Origin of the sequence: Paenibacillus sp. FSL R7-0026, assembly GCF_038004485.1 — a bacterium.
Taxonomy (GTDB): domain Bacteria; phylum Bacillota; class Bacilli; order Paenibacillales; family Paenibacillaceae; genus Paenibacillus; species Paenibacillus xylanexedens_A.
Genome location: NZ_JBBORG010000001.1, coordinates 5717866 through 5737154 on the forward strand (window position 1 = coordinate 5717866; position 19289 = coordinate 5737154).

The window sequence follows — 19289 nt, forward strand, 5'->3', positions numbered from 1 at the left end:
CTCATTTGGATCTATTTATTTGGCAAAACTATCTTAACCTCACCATCGTTACTAAAACTTAGCTTTGTGAGATCAACGTTGACCTCAAGTTCTTTCCAATCTTTCGGCACCTGGTAAACCAGAGTACCTCTGATTTTTTTCCCTGCTGCCAGAGCACCGTCCATCGTCTTTTCCGAACCTTTTAATGCATGGCCTGTTATGTCTTCATTAATAGAAAATCCATCTTGATAAGCATCGAACATAATCATTGAACTAATCGTGTAGTCTTTTTCAGAGATGTTCTCAATTAACAGGCCTACCGAAACGAATTCGTTTCCTTCTTCAGGATTAACAAACATATTATCGCTTTTTGGTTTGGTCAAACTTTCAACAGAAACCTTAAAATTCTTAGTTTGAATACCTGTTCCGATCTCTGTAATTGCAAGTTCTTTCGGCTCTTCCTTAACAGCCTCTTTCTTATCAGTTGTTGAAGTTGAAGATGTCTTCTTTGCTTCAGCAGTAACAGGCTTTGCCTCATCGTCTTGCATATTTGATCCAAAAACACCTACAACGAAAATGATAATCAACCATACCCACCATTTTTTGTACCATGGCTTCTTGTTCACACCATAACCCCCACTATATCCCTAATTTATAGGAATATAGTACCATGCATTACCAAATGTGTTAAGTGTTATTTTGGTATTATTTGTCGCTTTACGCCCAATAGGCTATTTAATTGCAGCCAATGCCTCGTCGATCAGCTTCAGTTCAACTTGTGCATCGTCCACCAATTTTTGATATTCAGCAAGTCTTTGTTCAGCCTGTGCAATTGAATCTTTATTTCCTGTGCTTTTGACTTCTTCAAGTGCAGCGGCTACTTTATCGCGCCCCTCTAACAATGGAGGCAAAATTTTATTGTTGTATTCACTCTTCATCGATTCAAGATATTCCTTAGACTTACCTGAATAAGTATTAGAAGACGAAACTGTTGTTCCTGATCCAGATGTATCAGAATCTGTAGAAGTAATTGTGATCGTTTTACCTGACACTTGTACATCAGCTCCTAACGCTTGAGATAAGGCCCGAACGGGGACGTTAGCCTTGCTATCAATTATAGCGCCTTTATCTGATAGAGATTTACCATCAACTATAACGGTGTACTCACCTGTCACTTTCTTTCCCACTAAACTTTTTATCTGATCGGCAAAAGCCCCCGTTGTTGTCGAAAAAACAAAACCAATCAGAATACCGCCAGCAATGTATGCGATTTTTTTCATAAACACTACCTCCATATTGGTGCAATTTACCTATTATGATACATTACGGAGTAGTAGATTGGAAGGTTCCGCCTCCAGATGTTTGGTTAGCAGTGTTCCCGTGATTATGATTTGGAACGGTAACAGAATGCCTATGAGTATTAAACGAAGATAACAAACTTGAAATTTGAGTCTGCAATGATGTGAGCTGGGATTGTAATCCTGAAATGTCTGATATGCCAATCCCATATACAAACCCCGTTCTTAACGTAGCACTTCCTCCGAATGTGACAGCACCTTGCAAGCGAATTGGGTTTGCGTTGCTGTTGGAACCAAGCCACAGATTATTACTGAATACCGTCAGCTGCCCACTAGATTCATAGGAGTTGATCTCTCCTACGGATGACCCGTTGGTATCTCTCCAAACTACCGCAGCAACAGAGGAATCGGTTGAAGTGGAAATCTGTACACGATTGCGCCCATTGGAATCATAGGACCGGAAACCAGCCGAATCAATCTCAATCCGTCTGCCACTCTCTGCAGTTTTTAACACGGAACCGATAATAGTAGACCCTCTGATATCTGTACCGAGGATTGTAGCTGCCTGAATGGTCCCGCTAAAAGTACCATCCACCCCGACCAGTGTTCCGGTAAAGGTCCCGCCTGCTGCTTGCAGATTACCCTCGAATGTACCCCCAGCAGCACTGAGGTTACCTGTAAACGTTCCGTCAACACCTTGGAGTGTTCCAGTAAATACCCCATCCGTGGCTTCTAGCGTCCCGTTAAACTTATAACGCCTGCTTGGGATGTCGAAATAGATTGCATCTTGGCCGTCAGCTTGGAACGACATCTTATCGCTGTTCAGAATGACTTTGCTGGCATGGTCCTCACGTTCAATGGTCAGGCCCTCAGTACGTGTGATGGTAGCCCCGTAATAGGATTTCCCTTCCTTTACAGCTTCCTTGTTCAGCTTATTGACAGCGGTTGTTAAGGTACCATCCACTACAAATTCACTCTGCTGCTCCGATACAGAAGGTGCTTCCAGCGTCATTCGAAGACCACCAGCAAAATTGAATACTTGATGGAGAATGACCGTCTTGTACCGCATGATGCCGTCCCACGGAATGTGTGTATCCTGCCATGTTGATACTGTCTCGTCCCAGGTTGTGCCTTCCTGTTGTTCAAACCCGATGACGTCACCCTGTTCAAGCTGTGGGAAGCCCCTCGCATCCATTGTGAGTGGCAGATAGGAAAACCCGTTCAACGCTGCCAGAAGGCCGTTTGTGACCGCCTGTGTAGCAAAGGGATTTTCCACATACAGCGTATGGTTATCATCACCCGTCCCGGCTTCGTACTTCAATTCATCTTCGGTGTTGTAGGTGACCACAACTCGGGTGTATGTCTTCACTGGATTGGTCTGCTTCACCTGAACGTAATCAGCCGTAGTCATATCGAACACTGGAGTATCAGCAGCCGAAAACCGTTTGAATTTCACGGTACCCGCCTTGTCGATGTAAATACTGGCGCTATTTGCAGAAGCGATATAGGACAGCACCTGACGCATACTGTACCCCGCTGGCCCTGCCTGTATCTGATACGCTGGATTGATCACCACGCTGCTGTCATATGTCCAGCCCAACCGGTTGCAAATCTCATTGAACACGGCCCGTTGCGTGGTCGGATACGTCAAGGATGATATGTAAGCCACATCCGCAAAAACCAGCTTGTCATAACAGGTGAAGGTCCACACATCATTAATCTTCTCACGACCATCAACGAAGAACTCTCCCAGCGGCAGCCAGTCCGTTCCGTCCCCTATCCAAGACACATGCATATCCTGCCATGGGTACTGCGCTTGTAGCCAAGTCATCCCCGCCATGGATAAGGACAGGTACGGCACGATTCGGGCATTTGCCGGGATGATTTCATTCGTTCGTAACCTGATCGTAAGTTTGCTCGGGATAGCCGTTCCGATCTCAAAGCCATCGTTCAGGCTCAAGCTATTTTCAATACTAAAGTCCACAATTTTGCTGCTATCATATTCCTCTGACTGTACCAGAGCCTTGACGATAAACTCCCGGTCTGGCCGTCTTAAATAATCCGTGTAGAGCGGCGATATTGGATACATCTGATCACCTCTCTGTCAGCGTCAATTTAAGTCCGTTCCAATACATGACGCCGCCACTCGTCACACAGAACGGTGCAGGTCGATTGCCGACATACATCCGCTTCGTTTCGTGCTTGCCAGTTTGTGGGTCCGGGTAGGTAAAATCAAAAAACACATTGGACATGGATTGGAGGATGGAGGACATTTCTGCCCAGGTCAGCATCCCCCAAGCCATGTCGATCTGCCGTTTGACTGCTATCCGGTCCCGGTTCAGCGTGCCGTTTGCTGTCCGTACCGATGAGTTAGCGTCATCCAAGTCAAGCACCGTCACCTGATACGTGGAGGGATAAGCGGCAATTTCCTGACCATTAATTTTGATTTCCAATCTTCATCCCTCCTAAGTCGTTAATGGTGAACGGCCTTGACGCCTTGTGATGTCGTTTATTGCACTTACAGCAGCACGCCCCAGCTCCGTACCATTGAGCTGTATAACGGTCTGTTTGTCATTGTTCCGTAGGGCATCCAAGATCAGTAAGAGCACTTCCACCATCGGCTGATTATTACCGCTAATCATATCCTGTAGCTTGGACAACGGCGACACGACTTCCGGGTCAACGGAAGCGCCCCGGTTATCCCCGACCATGGCAAGCGTTGGACCATAGGCCAAACCGCCTTTCGCCAGTTTCGGAATCTTCGGAAGATTAGGAAGGCCGACACTGCCCCCGCCCACTTTATTTCCGAATATCTCGAATTCCGGAATGCTAACGCTAAGACTGTTAAACCCTCCAATGACCTTGTTGATACCGTCAATGATCAGGTTAAGCGGTGCTTTGACCAAGCTGTACAGGGAATCAAATATGCCGCCAAAGATATCCTTAACTCCGGTCCATGCCTTCTTCCAGTCACCCGTAAATACGCCTGCAACAAAATCAATGACGCCGCCAAGTGTTTTCAGCAGCCCTTTGATGATCCCGCCTACACTCTCGATGACCGTTGTGACAATGTTCAATACGATATTGAACCCCTTGGTAAAGCTTGGAGCCAGCTTGTCTATAATGTAGCTGATTAGTGGCACAATGAACTTGTTGTAGATGTCCAGCGCTGCCGATACCAGCTTCATGACAACCTCGCCCACTTGCTTAATGATCCCCTTCAATGTACCGTCCCAGATTTCATTAAGTTTTTTGAGGAATGGTTCAATGATCGGTTTCAACACATCGTCCCACAGCTTTTGGAACAGCTTCCGTGTGTTCTCCATCATCTCAGATATCTTGTCAAGGATATCCTTTCCATACTTATTCCATAGGTCCTTAACGATCTGGAGCGTGTCCAAGACAATTTTCTTGATCAGGTCAAAGACGGGTTTCAACACCGTGTTATAGATATCATTGATCATGTCTACGGCCCATTTGAATGTCTTGGCCGCTTCCTCAAATGCTTTCACCAAAACATCTGTAAAGATCGGTACCAGGGTCTCTGTGATCTTGGAAGCAATCGGGATGATGAATTCATTTAATGCATAATCCACAAATGGCTTGATCGTACCATTCAGCAAGTTATCAAACGAATCACCGATCTGCGGAATGATGTCCAAGAACAAATCCCTGAATTTCTCCAGCGCCGGATTCAGTGTGCTGTCCCATAGATCGTTTATGTGGTTGACGGCATTATCAAATGTCTTTGCAAATGTATCAATCGCCCAGACCAGTGTATCCGTGAAGATGGGTACAAGTGTCTCGGCCAGCACCGTAGATACAGGGATAGCAAAGTCATTAATCATGAAATCCGTAAATGGGTTCAACGTGCCATCCAGCAAACTTTGTAGGGATGCTGCAATGAGTGGCATGTTTGTTACAAAGGCGTTCTTCACCTTTTCTAGACTAGGCAGCCATACCGTGTCCCACAGCTTAATGGACTGATCTGTTGAATTCCGGAATGTCCGGTCAAGGAAATCAAACGTCCAGACAATTTGATTTGCAATGACTGGAGCGAACGACTTCACGAATCCGGTTACTATGGTCGGTATGAAGTCGCCCAAAATGTACTTCGCCACTGGAACAAGCACCTTGTCTTTCAGGTCCAAAAACGTCTTGCCCATGTTGGATACCGATTGACGAATAGGCACCATCATATCAATGAACGGTTGCAGTGCCGGCCGCATTTCGCCCCAGCCCGAAGAGATATACGTCCAGGCTTTAGAGAACCGCGATTTTACATCTTCCAAGAATGCAGCAACCTGTTGCTTGATTGGATCGATCTCAATCGAAGGTGTACCCAAGTCCAGGTCACCGAATCCAGCCATTGCACCCAGACCGCCTATACCAGCGCCCGCACCCTTCGCCTTTGATCCAGCATCATCCAGAGCGGACGCCGCGGATTGTGCCAGTGTATTGAGCTGATCGAACCCGGCCAGACTGCCCTTCATGTCTTTCCCGGCCTTCTTCGCCTTCTTGCCTGCCTTCTCAGCCGCTTTTCCTGTATCTTCTACAGCAGGAGCTGCGGCCGCTGCTGCATCACCCATACCGCCCATGGCATCGGTGGCCACTGTCATTCCTGCGCCACCAGCGTTCACGGCGTCACCAAAGACCAGTTCCGTAAACGCCTTGAAATAGGCTGCTGCAACCTGCAACTTGGCTATGATCCAGTTGAGCCCTTTCAGGATCGGCGTCAGAATGTTAATGAATCCCGCACCCATTGTGCCCTTGAAGATGTTCCATTGTTCGGACATCATACGGACTTGGTTTGCCCATGATTGACCGTTACGGGCAAAGTCACCCTGGGCATCGGCCGTTACCTGTAACAAATAGCCATACCGAAGCATGGCCTGTTCAGATTGGGTCATGGACAACCAGGACTTTGTGATGCCCTGTGACATGGCGTAGGCTTCCATATTGACCACGGACATGTTTACGCCCAATTGCTTCAGCGGCTCAGTCTCACCGACCATACCGGAGAACACTTTGTAATACGCTTCGTCATTCGTGATGTTATAAAAAGAAGCCATGTCAGCAGACAATTCCGTCAACTTGACAGACATCTGTTTCATGGCTTCTCCTGTAATACCTGAAGACTTGAGCATGGCACCCATAGTGGATGCATATCTTTTACCGGACAACTCGGACAGACCGAACGATTCGATCAGGTTCGATGACCAGTTGTTAATTTGATTGGTCATTGATCCGAACGTGACGTTAACCACGTTTTGCACTTCAGCCAGATCCGATGCCAGGTTAATGGCTTCCTTACCAAAGTCTTTTAAGCTATTGACAGCAAAGGCCGCGGCAACGATCCCGCCAAGCTTCTTGAAGGCCCCACCCACCAGGTTGGTAGCGGTACTGGAGATACCGTTGAGCTGCTGTTGAAAGGCTCCGTAGTTCAAGCCCAAGTCTAAATCTACGTGGCCTGCACTTGACATCTACTCACCCCCAAAGGCCCGAGCCATTGCGGCTTCCAGATTCTTCATCTGCTGATCCAACTCAACAGGGTTGTCCAACTGTTTGACTGCCTGCCGTTTTCGCCACTCGTTATAGATACGGCGCTGATCTGCGTTGAATCCTTTAATGGTCTTAGGGTCTTGCTCTGCCCGGATCGATACGATGCTTCCCAGCGGTGTATCTGGCATAAGACCCCCGACCAATGTACAAAACTCTTCCCACGGCATATCTCCTTGCTGCCGAATACGGATGCCGTACTGCTTGGCAAGACTGGATTCAATCAATTCCCAATCTTCGTACAGGTCATACCAGCCGTCAGGACTGGACTTCCCGCTGAAATCGCGCATTCGCTTCCTCATAGGTAATGTTCATCATTGCCGCAAGAACCGCCGATGCCAGAACCATGATATTTCCCATGCTCATACCCTCGACATCCATTTCCTTATATGCCTTTTTGCCAAACGCGCCTTCCAATGCTTTCAAAATACCAGTCAAGCCGCCTGTTGCCGCTTCTTCAAACGCCATCATGGCTGAAATACCGTTGTTGACTGGATACAGCTTTTCACCGATCTGAATGGACGGCAGTTCTGTAGAAAACTTGTCTGTGATATTAATAACTTTTGACATGGATAAATCCCCCTTGGTTTATGATTATAGTGTGGTTGGTGCAGGTTCAAATTCTGGCTTACCGTCAGATAGTAGCTCGAACTCCAGACCGTCAATGTTCGTCGAATCTCCACCTGCTGGTGTGGTCAAGTTAATGACACAATCCATGGTCAGCTTCGCGCCGGATGGCATGGTCCATTCGAAGATGGTTTCGACCTGTTGACCTGTACCAAGCATCAGACCCGCAACGTAGTCATTACCTGGATCGCCATAGTTCCGCTTCCCGCTGAAACTAAAGGACAACGACTTGCCTGTTACCGCCCGTCTTGTCCAGCCCCCTTGGTCCATCGAACTCCACTCTTCCGTATTACCATCAATGGCTGGCGCGAAATTCTCCAGATCCTTGATCGTTTTCATGTCTGAATCTGTGGAAACGCGTCCCTTAATACCTACTTTGAAAATATTGTTATGAACCGGAAATACGCCTGTTGTCGGCATTCCATTCCCCTACCTCTCGTAATAAATCGTTGTCTCAATCACGTATTCATATATCCCAGCATCATCGGTACCCACATCAATAGGCCATGGTGTCCGCATATCAAAGGCAATGACACGATGGCCCGCAATCTCACCATCGGTACGACCAAATAGCGCAGCATAGACCTCATGGGCCTTACGCTCCGCTGTATCTGCGTTTTTACTCCAATGAACCAGGATGGATATGGACTTGCTGGCATAGCTGGTGTTCTCCAGCCCTCCGATGGCAATGTAAGGTTGTCCGGTGTTCAAGTTGTAAATCCCAACGGACTGTTCCTTTTTGCCGTCGATCTTGCCAATGTACCAATTTGGGGAATCGATCTGTGTTTTCAGCCAATCCCGAATCTCGGACAGCATCATTTGATGAACCCACCCCCAAACTTCTTGACCAGCTTTTCAAACGTCTTGCGTATCCAGCCCTTCTGCTCTTGTTGCCAAGCTTCCAGCCACAACCCTTGGGCGTTGGCGTTCTTATCCCTGCGGAAGTTGTATTCTGGATGCCAGTAAAGACGGCGTGCATATGGCGTGTCATACACAATCTTGACCTTGCCCTTTTTGAGCCCCGTAGTATCTACCCAGGCACTACGTTCCAACTCACCTGTTTGCTTCGGCACGACCTGAGCGTTAGCAACCTCGGTCAGGATGCTTTCTGCTTTCCCGTTGGCAACTTGCTCCAGTGCTTTCAATGGAGCATTTGCAATTTCACGCATTGCCCTGGGATTCATCGTCACTTTCACTTTAACCATCAGCTCAGCTCCAATTCCGTAGAAAAGACGCTGCCGTCTGGATGTTGCGGCCTTGAAGCGCTGAATATGATCCGATCAGTACCGCCAACCCGGACAAAGCCCTCAATCAATTCTCCTGGCAGGATATCGCCCCGGATAATCACTTTGCCGGACAGTGTAACCAATCGGCGCTCCTTATCCAGCTTCTGACGCATCTTCTCGTCATAACAAGCAAGCCCGTCAAAGATTAATTCCTCGACAGGCTCCCCGTCTTCTGACAGCTTGGTGTGAAACACTTGAACCGGTGTCTTCAATATCCAATGTGGAAACGGAAACTTACCCCGCATCAACGTAACCCCCTATTCATCAGCCCTGTGGCTCTCAGCAGGCTTGTTACACCTTCGGTAGTCTTAACCCCTCCGGGTCCATCAACGGCCTTAAATGACACGCTGACGCTGCCTGCCGAGTATCCAGAGAGTGGGAAGTCCAAGTAATCCCCATATTGGAACTGGAAATCCGCTTGCTGGCATACTGCCTTAACCACGTTCCCCCGCTGAAAGGCTGTCAGACCTTCCAGTTTGCGTTGTACGATGCGATTATAGGTCAGGCTGTCTATTTGGTCGGATGCCCGACTAAGAGCCTTATTCAAGTCCTCAGCCGGAATCATGCCGTCCCCATACAGTTCATACTCATCAGCTGTGGCATAAGCCATAGGATCACTTCCCTGCAGCTTCGATCTCGGCTTCAAGTGTTTCAGCGTCTTTCTCTGCTGCGCCCTCGATCCCAAGATCCGTTGCTCTCTTACGCAGAGCCTTCAGACGCTTCTCTGCCTCTTTCTTCTCAAGCTCAGCGGCCTTTGCAACTTCGTCTGTCTGCGGAGCTGGTTCCGATCGATCCACCGTGTAGCCCTTCCCCTCAAACCACTGCAGCAAATGCTCGTCGTCCGTTTCCCCAACACCATTAATAAACATGATGCTGGCTGAAAGTCCCGTATAATGCTCGTTTGGTGCTAATACCTTAGCCATCAAGCGCCGCCTCCCTCTTCCGGATCATCTGTTGCCGGTTCCGGATAATTCGGTTCCAAGGCATCAGGCGTTACTGTACCGATACGCTCAGTGCCTCGTGGGACCTCGTAACCGTCAGCTGTAGGCTCCAAGGCGTCCGGTGTTGGACTGCCCTGTCGTACGCCTACAAAGTACCCGTTTACATACCCGTTCGGGATATCGTCTTTATACTTCATCCTAACCCCTCCTTACTGAACTTTGATCTTACGCATAACCCCGGCTGCTTTCGTTGCTTTCAACGCAACAGCGGAAACCATCTCGACCTCGCCCTGTTTCACTGCACCTGGAGTTGTAAAGTCAGGCAACCAGGTACGTACTGGTGGTTGACCCGCCATCGATACACCGTGGAATCCATCCAAGCCGAGGCGTACAATGTAAAGCGATGTCTCTCCGGATGCATTCGTACCAACAACAGGATCATTGGATCCGGATTTCGCTCCGAGATCCACGAGAGGGGTTGTGCCATAGAACTCAACTTGATTCCCGAACTCGTCCTGCTTCGCCATGTACATGCCAGAGCGACGAGCAACGGCTCTGATCCGTGCAATCATTTTCAGGTTCCCCATGATAGCCGACGGTGTGCCATCCAATCCCATCAGGAACTCGTCCAGCTGATCCAAGAACGATTTATAGTTGGAATCCACAGCTGTAGAAGACGAAAGGTCAATCGCCGCTGACGGGTTGTATTCCGTGCTGGATCCGGTCAGGGCTTTGTCCAAACCATCAAACACTTCATCATCCACAGCGCTGTCACCATTGATTACCGTATCGTTGAACAGAGCCTTGGCAGCCTTGATCTTCTGCTGCATTTGGAATTCCGTTTCACTCACGATACCGCCCATGCCTGCAATAACGCGGTCAATCCCAAACGCTCCACCGAATACCTTCAGGTCAACCGTGTAACGCTGTTTCTTAACCTCATGTTCAGTGTATTCGCTGTTAACTGCCCGGAACTGAGCTGTTGGTTGCGTAACTGCTCGTGTATAGCCATAAGTCAATGTAGCCCCGCCTCCTGTTGGGGAAACCGCATCGTCAAATGTCATATTGTCCAACAGAAAGTTATTTTTCCGAAATTCATCGATAACGCCCAGTGTAATCGCGTCTTGTACGTTTTTCTTTGCTTCGCTTAATGTAATTGCCATGTAAAATCACTCCTTGTTTTAATTGCTTATTTATTTTTGAAAATGGGACGAAATCGCATCTTTTAAGGATACAGCCGCTCCTGGTGGATTCGGATTCCCGCCACCGCCAAGCTTGAAACCTCCAGATCCACCGCCTGTCTCTTTGTTCTCCTCTTCCTTGAACAAATAAGCATCAGACGTCTTCAACCCTGTAAGCTGTTCATCCAAACCAACGATCTTGCCATCATCTCCAAGAACCAGCTTCGTCTTATCGATCAGCCCTGTTACGACCTTCTCATTGTGAACCTTACCCGCTAATGCAGCTGAAATGGCATTGCTGATCTTGACTTCCTGCAGATCGGATTCATATTGTGCCTTGGCCGTCTGGTTCTCGGTTTTCAGCGTTTCGATCTGTTTTTTCAAATCCTCAGACAGTCCTGCTGTTTTGCCTAGGTCATCGATCTGCTTGTCACGGTCTGCGACATCCTTCTCAGCGGTTTTCTTGGCCTCATTCACCTCATCAAACCGAGTCTTAGGCACAAATCCTTTCAACTCTTCCTGAGATGCAGCAGCGGCCTTATCCGCTTGTTCCTCCGTGAATCCCAGAGCAATAAACTGTTCTTTGTTCATTTCTTTTTCCTCCTGTTCATCTTCGCTTTTTACCCGGTCGCGTCCGGTGATGTCTTGTTCTTTAACGTCTTCAATACCAAAAAGACTTGACTCACGCATTATTCAGTAGTAATTTGTAGTAGTAGTATTAATTAAATTAAAAACATGCGAAAAGAGGTCGTTCTTATGAATTCACCAAGTCCTGCTGCTCCGGTTATTAAAAAGTTAGCTTCCGCTTTGCTTAATAAGAAAGGTGAATTCACTGTCCCTGAGTTTAAAAAATACATTGAGGACAGCGGCTACACATTCACTAAAGGCCAAATTGCTGGAGCTCTGACTACATTAGTTGAAGATCCACAATACTTTAGTCCTTCTAGAGGTGTTTATGCTTTGCATGAGCCCCAAAACCAAGCCAAATCAATTTCGACCACTCAGAATAGCCCCTCGCCCAGAATCACAGTGACCATCAGAATTAATAACGTGTTAGAGCAAGCTCTAGTAGATCTAAGACAGATTGCTAATGTTAATTTGCTAGACGTTGATAAAACTTACCTTGATGAGATCGAGCAATTGAAAAACGTAATCCAACAAATTGAAGAACTGAAATTAAAATAACTTTAAAAGGCACTCAGATATTCTGAGTGCCTTTTAGATCTTTTCACGCTTCGAATCTCGTCGTAAATAATCATGATCCTTCAGGTGCACCCTCAACTGCGCTTGCCATTGCCTCACCTTAGCTTTGTAATTTGCCTCGTTTGTTTCCTCCATGCTGCCTGCCTGGAGACGCTTGTATTTGCGTATCTGACGTTCCATATAGCGCTGTCTCTGCTCTGCCTGATAACTAGCCAGGGCTTTCTCATCATCAGCAGGCTTAGGCAGTGAGCTGGTCCCCAAAATGAACGTGGTCATGTTATGGCGACAGTTAGGGTGAAACAACCCGTTTGCAATCGCTGTACTCAGAAGCGGATACTTGCCATCAGCTACGGTCCCGCCTGAATAAACGTCATCAATGAACACCTTGCCCTGATAAGGGAGGCACAGCTTTGAACAGTTAGCGTGTGACGATATCACCACAGTTCGGATACCGAGCTGATCCCGTTTGGCTCCCTCTCCAGCAAACACCGCACGCTGGGATGCAGTACGCAGCGCCATTTCCGCATAACTGGCCACATTCACCCTTCGACCATTGGCATAGGTGATGGAGTCGAATCCCTTTTCCAGAAAATCTTTAGTAGCCCGGTCAATAGCCTGATTCAGCGAAGCAGCTCCACTGTTCAAATACACCTGGGACTTGTAGATGGTCTGTCTATACACATCATCCGCTTGTCTCAGCATGGCATGACGGGCTAATTGCAGATTGTTCTCTGCTGCATCTGCCAGAGCGTTAACCCGCTTCTCATTGATCCTGAAGAAGCTACGATCTGAACCATCCTCAGGATCAATATCCGGCTTTTTGCCCGTAATCTTGTTCCATAGGCCCTTGACGGTGTTCACCACACGATCAGCTCCACGCCGCCAGGAGCCTTTAATCTCTTCCTCGACTGCCTTCTTCACTTCCGGTTCATACTTCTTGGATATCCGGCGTGTCTCCTTACGGTAACGCTGGATATCCTCCAGCTTGCGTTGCTGCCATTGCTCCCATTCCTTACCCTCTCGTTCCTCGTCATCCTTGTGACGCTGAAGGTTACGCTGCATGGACTTGATCAGATCCATTTCCATGTCGCTGAAGATCTGGCGAATGTCATACTTCTTCTTCATGTCTCATCAACTTCATCGTCTTCTGGATCTGGTGGGTCATCCCGTTTCAGAGACGGTTCATCAAAGGTGATGTTCTGCTCATCCTTCAGGCGTTTAACCTCTTCTGCCTTTTCCTCATCAGTCCAGGTGTCGCCGTACATCTCTTCCAGGGCTCTCTCGATGCTCATCACGCCAAACGTCCTGGCCTTGCCTACTGTCTCAACCACGCTGCCAAAGTCTGGAGCAGCATACTCACCGAACTTGACGGATGCTTCATATTCACCTGGCTGCTTCTTCTGCAGCGTGTCATAGACCTTCAGAACAGTTTCCACTAGCTCAGGAATGACCTCGTTCAGCCGGTCAACAATCTTCCCGCGTGTGTATAGCGTTGCCTTCTCCTTTTCCCTCTGAGCTTCAGCGTTGTCTGTCTTCTTCAAGTCGATACCCAGCGTGCTTGGAGATACAACCCCCTGCAGGCACATATCCAAGACACTTGCATAAGACTCAACAAACGCCTCATACAGGATCTGCGGCTGCACCAGATTAATCAGGCCTTTAGCTTCCTCAGCCAAAGGAACTGACAGCTTGATGAACTGGTTATCGAACGGGTTTGGCCGTAATGGTGCCCCCGTATTTGAATCTCTCGGGATCATGTCCTCCGGAATGTACTGTTTCACTCGCCCCGATCGGATCGCATCGACCCACTGGCTGACTACCTCGTCCAACGCATCAAAGTTATCCCCTTTTGTTTCGAAAATCGATTTTCCGCGCCCTGGCCATTTCGTCGATTTGAACACCATCAGCGGAACGGCCATCAGAAACTTCCCGTCATACGTAATTTCCTTAATCAGGCCAGCTGTATCCGGCAGCGTGTTCAGCGGAACCTCTTTCCCATAGGCATCCAGCAGACGGGTGTGAACGTACCCAAGCCCAAACACCTCTTCCAGGCGGTAGTCCTTTTCCTTCACCCGGTAATCTGTATAGAAAACAACCTCATGGAGCCTGCCACGCTTCCGCCTGTACTCGACCTGATCTCCGCTGTAAAACTCAATCAGTGGGTACTTGCTCACATCCGGATCAATCGAAATCTTGAACGCCCCGTCGCCCGTTACCAACGCACCTGATAACGACTCTGGCAGCAGCGCCTCAAAGTCGTTATCTTTGGCAATCTCTTCCCACTGCTTCGTGGCCTGTTCATTCTGCAGCTGAATGCTGTCAAGATCTGCCACCACGATATCTGCCAATCGGTCCGCAATCATAGCCGGTAATCCAGAATGGATCTTCCGAATCGACATATCCTCGCTTGGCACGGCAGCCCAGAAACGTGCTTTACTCACGCTATCGAATGCTGCCTGCTTGTAGAACTGATCCAGCTCGGACGCATCGCCTCTATACCACAACTGGTTCCGCAACACATTGGTCTGATATCCGTAAGGCTCCCGAATGGTAAACGTCTTATTATCTGTTGCCGGCTGAATCCTCAATATCTTCATGACCATATTCTGAAACCACCCCACTCTCACCACTCCTATCTACTGCACATGCTCCATCGCAATGCGGTAATTCAGCAGCCTTGCAAAGACGCAAAAATAGGCAATCCTTACACTGTCCGTCTGCCTTGAACATCCTCATACCTCCAATCTGCGCTTGAACGGCTGCACGGCATATTCACTACTATCCAAGCAGTCAACCGGGTAACTGCCGTCATCCGTCCGGACCCATTCGCCTTTCTGACGCTCCTTCTCATCCCATGTCGCATTCTCTAGGGCTTCCTGCCACTGCTTCAGATGGGCCATCACCTTGTATCTGCCTTGGTTGATCAGAATAGTTGTGAGCCGGATCCGGTCCACGATGCCCTCTTTCTTGTAAGCAGGCACAACAGGAATGTGTATCCCCCGCCGTCTTAGCTCATTAGCCAACGCCTGCCGGAACAGTTTGTCAGCGGATTCAGCAAAGATATGGGCGCATGACAAAAAGGCCGGATAGGTTTCCGACCACTCGACGATCTTATTCACGACTTCCTTGGCGTACCGGTCATGCGTATAGCCCGACTCCTTGCCCTGCTTATGGTAATAGCCATCCAGGAGGATGACATCTTTATACCTTGGCGTGAATCCGGTCAGCGTAACCACTGTGGCGTCTGTACCCCCAATGTCGATACCGATGGAGAACTCAATATACCGGAAGTCCTTAACATCCTTACGAGTAACAACAACTGCCGGCTTAGTGTATCCCGTGTAGATCCGCCCTGTGGCCGCTGTTCGCTTACCCAAGATATCAGCTTGATACCACAGGCTGCCTTTGTCATACGTGGATAGCGTGGTCTTGAGACGGTCATTAGGGATGGACAGGTTATCAAACACGGTAAAGTGTTCGTAATTGTATCCGGTGTTCTCTCCAAGTTTCAGCAGCTCGTCCTGGTAATCCAGAATGTCACGGTAGAACCAGTGAGAGGGGGGTTTAGGGTTAAGATCAAAAAAGAGCTGCCTGAAGCTACTTGCCAGTGTCCGGTCAAATACTTCCTGCACAAACGACTGGTGACACTCGTTGACCTCGGTAATGTACACCGTACCATACGAGTTACCTTTGATCCGGGCAGCGTCATTGGCTTTACCACCACCAGCGATAATGACCACTTTCTCCCCGGTCTTCGTCTGGATGTACAGGGCATCCCGGTTCTTATACTCACCCTCACGACAACGCCCCGCAAATAGGTGCTGCAGCCCGAATCCGTTCGAATCGATGGCGTTCATCTTCGCAGCAGCTAAGGAAACACCCGCAACCAGATGCAGCTTATCCGGATGAACCTCTAAACACATCGCATAAGCAATCAGGTTGATAATGTTTTTTCCTGCCCGCTTACCGCCCTCAGCTACGTTCAGCCAGGCGTCTTTACTTTGGGCAATATAACTTGCCTGTTTTTGATTAAATGGCGCATACGGGATCAGAGCGGCCTCAGTCATCGTCCATCACCCGTTCAGCTACCGGATTATTAATCATGTCAGCCAAAGCCACGATCTGAGCGCTTGGATTGAAGCCGTCTTTGTCTGGAACCTTCGATTTCAGCACAGCAACACGGGCTTTCTGCTCCTCAGTCATGTACCCAGCGTACCGATCCAGCATCTTCAGGGCTTCCATCTTGTCAGCAAGCTTGACGGTAGTCCCGCTTTTGCCTATCTTGATTTCACTGACAATCGCCCCATCCACCTCGTCTGCATTCTTGAAATCAACGAAGTTGATTTGCTGCGTGATCGGCTGGCCCTCTCCATCCTGGCCAACGGTTATTTCCTTGCGACCAAAATCCACGAAATCCGTGATATCCGCAAAGGCAATTTTCATGTATTCAGCGATGATCCGTTGAATGTCCAAGCCCAGCGCCTCGGTGTACATCTCCTTATGTCGCTGGATCTCCGCGCGCACTTTAGGATTTCTTAGCGTCTCCCATCCAACCACATGTGCTGATCGTTTGCTATAGCCCGCTGCCATGGCTGCACGAGTGATGTTGAAGTCTCTCAGGTACTCCATGATGAAAATGCGCTGCTTGTCAGTCAGCTGACTGTCATCTGAGAATTTCGGCGCTGCGTGTTGCAACGTTGCAACGTTGCGTTGCGTCGAGGCTCCTCGTTGCCAGTTCTCTCGGTTCTTACGGCTACGGATCGTTGAATCCTTGATGCCGTATTGCTCAGCAAGCTCCTTCAGCGTTAAATTGCTTGTCTCAAACAAACGTCTAATCTCTTCCCAATTCGGCGTCAATTCATCTTCACCACCTCCGCTGATGTGTTTGTATGTAAAAGAAAAAGCACCCCGAAGGATGCCACATTACATAACTATTCTTTAAATTTAAGATGCTTAGGATATTTTTTCTTAAACGGTTCATATACCTTTATTATAAATATTGCTAGGAATGTTACAAAGAAAGAACTAAATGCAACTATAACCGCTATCACAGTGGAGTATTTTTCCATTATCCCCCCCAAACTTACAGCTGTAGTAACAAACAATCCTGACAGAATTAATGAGAAGATTGAGATAATTCCAATTGTTAAAAAATATGATTTCCATTTGATTTTCTTTTGATTTTTTATATCAATATAATCTATTTGTCCCTTATTTACAATTCCATCTAAACCTTTAATTGTCCCCATGATTCTAGGCCCCAATCGACTTTCTGTATGTAAAACATCTATTAATACACCATCTTTCTTATCCAAAAAATCAAATGTTAACTCTACTTCGTTCCCTGTGTTTTCACTTGAAGTGGCTTTAAATTTATTAATTTCTCTTGTTAATCCAGTTAGGCTAACATTAAAAATTTTAGTTCCTGAGTCAAATACAACTTTTAACGGTTCATCTTTAGTTATATCAGTCCCGTTAATCGTTGAAGTACCCCCATTCCAGATAATTAACTGCGACTTATGAAGGCTTTCTATTCTTTCCCCAGAGAGAGTCACCTCAAAATCCCCAGGTAATTTAAGACTCACATTCCCTATAATTTGTAATTTGGTCGTGTGATAATTTAATCTTGCTTTACTTTTTGATAACAAAAAAAATAACAGAGATGCTAATAATCCAATTCCTGTAAAAATCATATTTTGTAACATAAAATCCCTCCCAGATTAGTAAATTAATTTTACACCGAGAGAAAATTTTTTTACAGGTATTTCCTAGGATTTTTTACAAAAGCAAAAAGAGCCCTCCGCAATGGAGAGCCCTGTTATAGACAGACGTCTGGTGTACATATCGTGCGGCACGTTGTGCGGCAGTCCGTGCGGCAAGATCACAAAAATTCTTTTGAAATCTTGTCTTTAGCCCGGTCGACGTAATCCCGTACCGTGTTCTTACTTAAGCTTAGTTTAGACGAAATCTCCAGAAGCGTCAACCCTTGCGCCATGTGAAGCAGAAAACATGTTCGCTCTCTGTCACTCAAAGCCAGCAGCGCATCCACCAGACGTAAACGCTCTGCATCTGTGATCTCCTGTCCGGACAGCTTGATATAAATTTCCCGTTGCCGGTACACGTCGGTAATCTCAACGCCACGGCGGCTGCCTGGCCGTCTCCCGCGTTTTAACCACGTCAGGGCATATCGCATGTCGGACAACATTTCAGAGACCGTATCGGCCTCTTTCGCCTCCTGTGGATCATCCAGATCCAGACTCTTTCGGTACTTGTCCAAGGCTCGGGAATCCGTTGCATATTGACTGATCAGTGTCTCAATCCACGTTGCTTTGGTATTAATCATCTCTTCCCCCTCTTTCGTCCCAATCCATCTCAAACGTAATTTGCTCTGCCGTGAAACCGCAGCTCAGGCACACATGCAGATCCGGCTGGATCTCGTCCATATCACTGCAGCACTCCGGGCAGTTCAACCCGCCTGCCTCTGTTTCTCGTATACTTCCTCCAGCCATTCAATCATCATGACCATCTGCTTTACGGCCAGAGGGTTATCCTCGTACTTCCTGCAGATCGCACCAGCAGAATCCGCGACCCATTTCCAGAAGTCAGGGCTCTGCATCCCGAACTGTCTCGCTGCATCGTTCACACCCTGCGTCCACAGGACCATGTCCCAGAAGAATGCTTTGTAGTCCATCGCCTACAGCTCCTCGATCTTGACGTAAATACCTGGATGATCGGCCCAGAACTTCTCTATGATTTCACTGGCCACAATCGCATCGTCTGTCCAATACCCTAGTTCTGTCATGATGTCGAACGGTAGTTTGTTCAAGTTGTGTGTATCTGGCTTAGTCTTTTTCCACTCACCGTCATAATGTTTGCTACTTGGTGTAATCGGGAACAGCCACTTCACAATCACACGCAGCGCCCCCGTATATTTTTTTTCAGGCACATGCTGACCCAAGTGAGCTGTTAACTTCGCACGAGCTGCCTTCAGATCATCGGGCTCATAAAAAACAGGTTTTCCATTCACAATCGTTACCTTCTTCTCCTGGTGTGTTGCTGTCGGTGGTTTCATCGGCATAAAGAATTCTGTCATCTATTTCACCACTTCCATTTTTCAACTTTGATTTTGCGGGGGTGACTCTCAAATAAATTTAGGGGAAGGGGGAGGGGGAGTTTTAGACCCCCTCCCTTATTCCTTATATATTTATATATACT

The 19289-nt window shown here is 47.8% G+C and carries 25 protein-coding genes; 1 reads left to right on the forward strand and 24 read right to left on the reverse strand.

The genetic code is table 11. From position 1 onward, the window contains the following. Positions 1-11 precede the first annotated feature (11 nt). The 16 genes from MKY44_RS24990 to MKY44_RS25065 all read right to left on the reverse strand — a co-directional run bounded on the left by MKY44_RS24990 (position 12) and on the right by MKY44_RS25065 (position 11462). A complete protein-coding gene (locus MKY44_RS24990) occupies positions 12-605 on the reverse strand; it encodes a DUF4352 domain-containing protein (protein ID WP_341009044.1) in 594 nt (197 codons plus the stop codon). A 105-nt stretch (positions 606-710) separates the two neighbouring features. Further along, entirely contained in the window at positions 711-1259 is a 549-nt protein-coding gene (locus MKY44_RS24995) for a stalk domain-containing protein (protein WP_340388503.1), read from the reverse strand. Between the two features lie 43 nt (positions 1260-1302). Continuing rightward, entirely contained in the window at positions 1303-3366 is a 2064-nt protein-coding gene (locus tag MKY44_RS25000) for a polymer-forming cytoskeletal protein (RefSeq protein WP_341009046.1), read from the reverse strand. Between the two features lie 4 nt (positions 3367-3370). Next, positions 3371-3730 (reverse strand): DUF6711 family protein, encoded by a 360-nt coding sequence (locus tag MKY44_RS25005; RefSeq protein ID WP_341009048.1) that lies wholly within the window; start codon positions 3728-3730, stop codon positions 3371-3373. Positions 3731-3742: 12 nt separating this feature from the next. Then, positions 3743-6760: a phage tail protein gene (locus tag MKY44_RS25010; protein ID WP_341009049.1), complete on the reverse strand. Its 3018-nt coding sequence runs from the start codon at positions 6758-6760 to the stop codon at positions 3743-3745. Further along, the gene (locus MKY44_RS25015; RefSeq protein ID WP_341009050.1) at positions 6761-7126 is read right to left on the reverse strand and encodes a Gp15 family bacteriophage protein; all 366 of its coding nucleotides are present in this window, start codon (positions 7124-7126) and stop codon (positions 6761-6763) included. After that, positions 7095-7406, reverse strand: coding sequence for a hypothetical protein (locus MKY44_RS25020; RefSeq protein WP_105597973.1), 312 nt, complete (start codon positions 7404-7406; stop codon positions 7095-7097). The genes MKY44_RS25015 and MKY44_RS25020 overlap by 32 nt, the downstream gene beginning before the upstream one ends. Positions 7407-7430: 24 nt before the next feature. Then, a complete protein-coding gene (locus tag MKY44_RS25025) occupies positions 7431-7883 on the reverse strand; it encodes a phage tail tube protein (protein ID WP_341009053.1) in 453 nt (150 codons plus the stop codon). A gap of 9 nt (positions 7884-7892) precedes the next feature. Beyond that, on the reverse strand, positions 7893-8282 hold the full coding sequence (locus MKY44_RS25030; protein ID WP_341009054.1) for a minor capsid protein: 390 nt from the start codon (positions 8280-8282) through the stop codon (positions 7893-7895). Further along, positions 8279-8668: a hypothetical protein gene (locus tag MKY44_RS25035; protein WP_341009056.1), complete on the reverse strand. Its 390-nt coding sequence runs from the start codon at positions 8666-8668 to the stop codon at positions 8279-8281. The genes MKY44_RS25030 and MKY44_RS25035 overlap by 4 nt, the downstream gene beginning before the upstream one ends. Then, a complete protein-coding gene (locus tag MKY44_RS25040; protein ID WP_222215888.1) occupies positions 8668-8994 on the reverse strand; it encodes a hypothetical protein in 327 nt (108 codons plus the stop codon). The genes MKY44_RS25035 and MKY44_RS25040 overlap by 1 nt, the downstream gene beginning before the upstream one ends. Then, positions 8994-9359 (reverse strand): hypothetical protein, encoded by a 366-nt coding sequence (locus tag MKY44_RS25045; RefSeq protein WP_301880062.1) that lies wholly within the window; start codon positions 9357-9359, stop codon positions 8994-8996. The genes MKY44_RS25040 and MKY44_RS25045 overlap by 1 nt, the downstream gene beginning before the upstream one ends. Before the next feature lie 4 nt (positions 9360-9363). Beyond that, a complete protein-coding gene (locus MKY44_RS25050) occupies positions 9364-9672 on the reverse strand; it encodes a hypothetical protein (RefSeq protein ID WP_341009057.1) in 309 nt (102 codons plus the stop codon). Next, a complete protein-coding gene (locus MKY44_RS25055) occupies positions 9672-9887 on the reverse strand; it encodes a hypothetical protein (protein WP_301880064.1) in 216 nt (71 codons plus the stop codon). Before MKY44_RS25055 ends, MKY44_RS25050 begins: the two co-directional genes overlap by 1 nt. Positions 9888-9899: 12 nt before the next feature. Beyond that, on the reverse strand, positions 9900-10853 hold the full coding sequence (locus MKY44_RS25060; protein WP_341009059.1) for a major capsid protein: 954 nt from the start codon (positions 10851-10853) through the stop codon (positions 9900-9902). Between the two features lie 30 nt (positions 10854-10883). Beyond that, entirely contained in the window at positions 10884-11462 is a 579-nt protein-coding gene (locus tag MKY44_RS25065; protein ID WP_341009060.1) for a phage scaffolding protein, read from the reverse strand. 165 nt (positions 11463-11627) lie between these two features. Here MKY44_RS25065 and MKY44_RS25070 point away from each other — a divergent pair, with 165 nt between their 5' ends. After that, on the forward strand, positions 11628-12056 hold the full coding sequence (locus tag MKY44_RS25070) for a hypothetical protein (protein WP_341009062.1): 429 nt from the start codon (positions 11628-11630) through the stop codon (positions 12054-12056). A gap of 33 nt (positions 12057-12089) precedes the next feature. Here MKY44_RS25070 and MKY44_RS25075 read toward each other — a convergent pair whose 3' ends face one another. The 8 genes from MKY44_RS25075 to MKY44_RS25110 all read right to left on the reverse strand — a co-directional run bounded on the left by MKY44_RS25075 (position 12090) and on the right by MKY44_RS25110 (position 19167). Continuing rightward, positions 12090-13199, reverse strand: a complete 1110-nt coding sequence (locus MKY44_RS25075) for a phage minor capsid protein (RefSeq protein WP_341009064.1) — start codon at positions 13197-13199, stop codon at positions 12090-12092. Then, a complete protein-coding gene (locus MKY44_RS25080) occupies positions 13196-14695 on the reverse strand; it encodes a capsid protein (RefSeq protein WP_341009065.1) in 1500 nt (499 codons plus the stop codon). Before MKY44_RS25080 ends, MKY44_RS25075 begins: the two co-directional genes overlap by 4 nt. Before the next feature lie 111 nt (positions 14696-14806). After that, positions 14807-16141 carry a PBSX family phage terminase large subunit gene (locus MKY44_RS25085; RefSeq protein ID WP_341009066.1) on the reverse strand — a complete coding sequence of 445 codons (1335 nt, stop codon included), beginning with the start codon at positions 16139-16141 and terminating at the stop codon, positions 14807-14809. Continuing rightward, a complete protein-coding gene (locus tag MKY44_RS25090; RefSeq protein WP_341009067.1) occupies positions 16134-16931 on the reverse strand; it encodes a terminase small subunit in 798 nt (265 codons plus the stop codon). The genes MKY44_RS25085 and MKY44_RS25090 overlap by 8 nt, the downstream gene beginning before the upstream one ends. A 74-nt stretch (positions 16932-17005) precedes the next feature. Continuing rightward, the gene (locus MKY44_RS25095) at positions 17006-17779 is read right to left on the reverse strand and encodes a hypothetical protein (RefSeq protein WP_341009069.1); all 774 of its coding nucleotides are present in this window, start codon (positions 17777-17779) and stop codon (positions 17006-17008) included. Positions 17780-17955: 176 nt separating this feature from the next. Then, on the reverse strand, positions 17956-18417 hold the full coding sequence (locus MKY44_RS25100) for a sigma-70 family RNA polymerase sigma factor (RefSeq protein ID WP_341009070.1): 462 nt from the start codon (positions 18415-18417) through the stop codon (positions 17956-17958). 123 nt (positions 18418-18540) lie between these two features. Continuing rightward, on the reverse strand, positions 18541-18765 hold the full coding sequence (locus tag MKY44_RS25105) for a hypothetical protein (protein WP_341009072.1): 225 nt from the start codon (positions 18763-18765) through the stop codon (positions 18541-18543). Between the two features lie 3 nt (positions 18766-18768). After that, the gene (locus MKY44_RS25110) at positions 18769-19167 is read right to left on the reverse strand and encodes a RusA family crossover junction endodeoxyribonuclease (RefSeq protein ID WP_341009074.1); all 399 of its coding nucleotides are present in this window, start codon (positions 19165-19167) and stop codon (positions 18769-18771) included. Between the last annotated feature and the right edge of the window lie 122 nt (positions 19168-19289).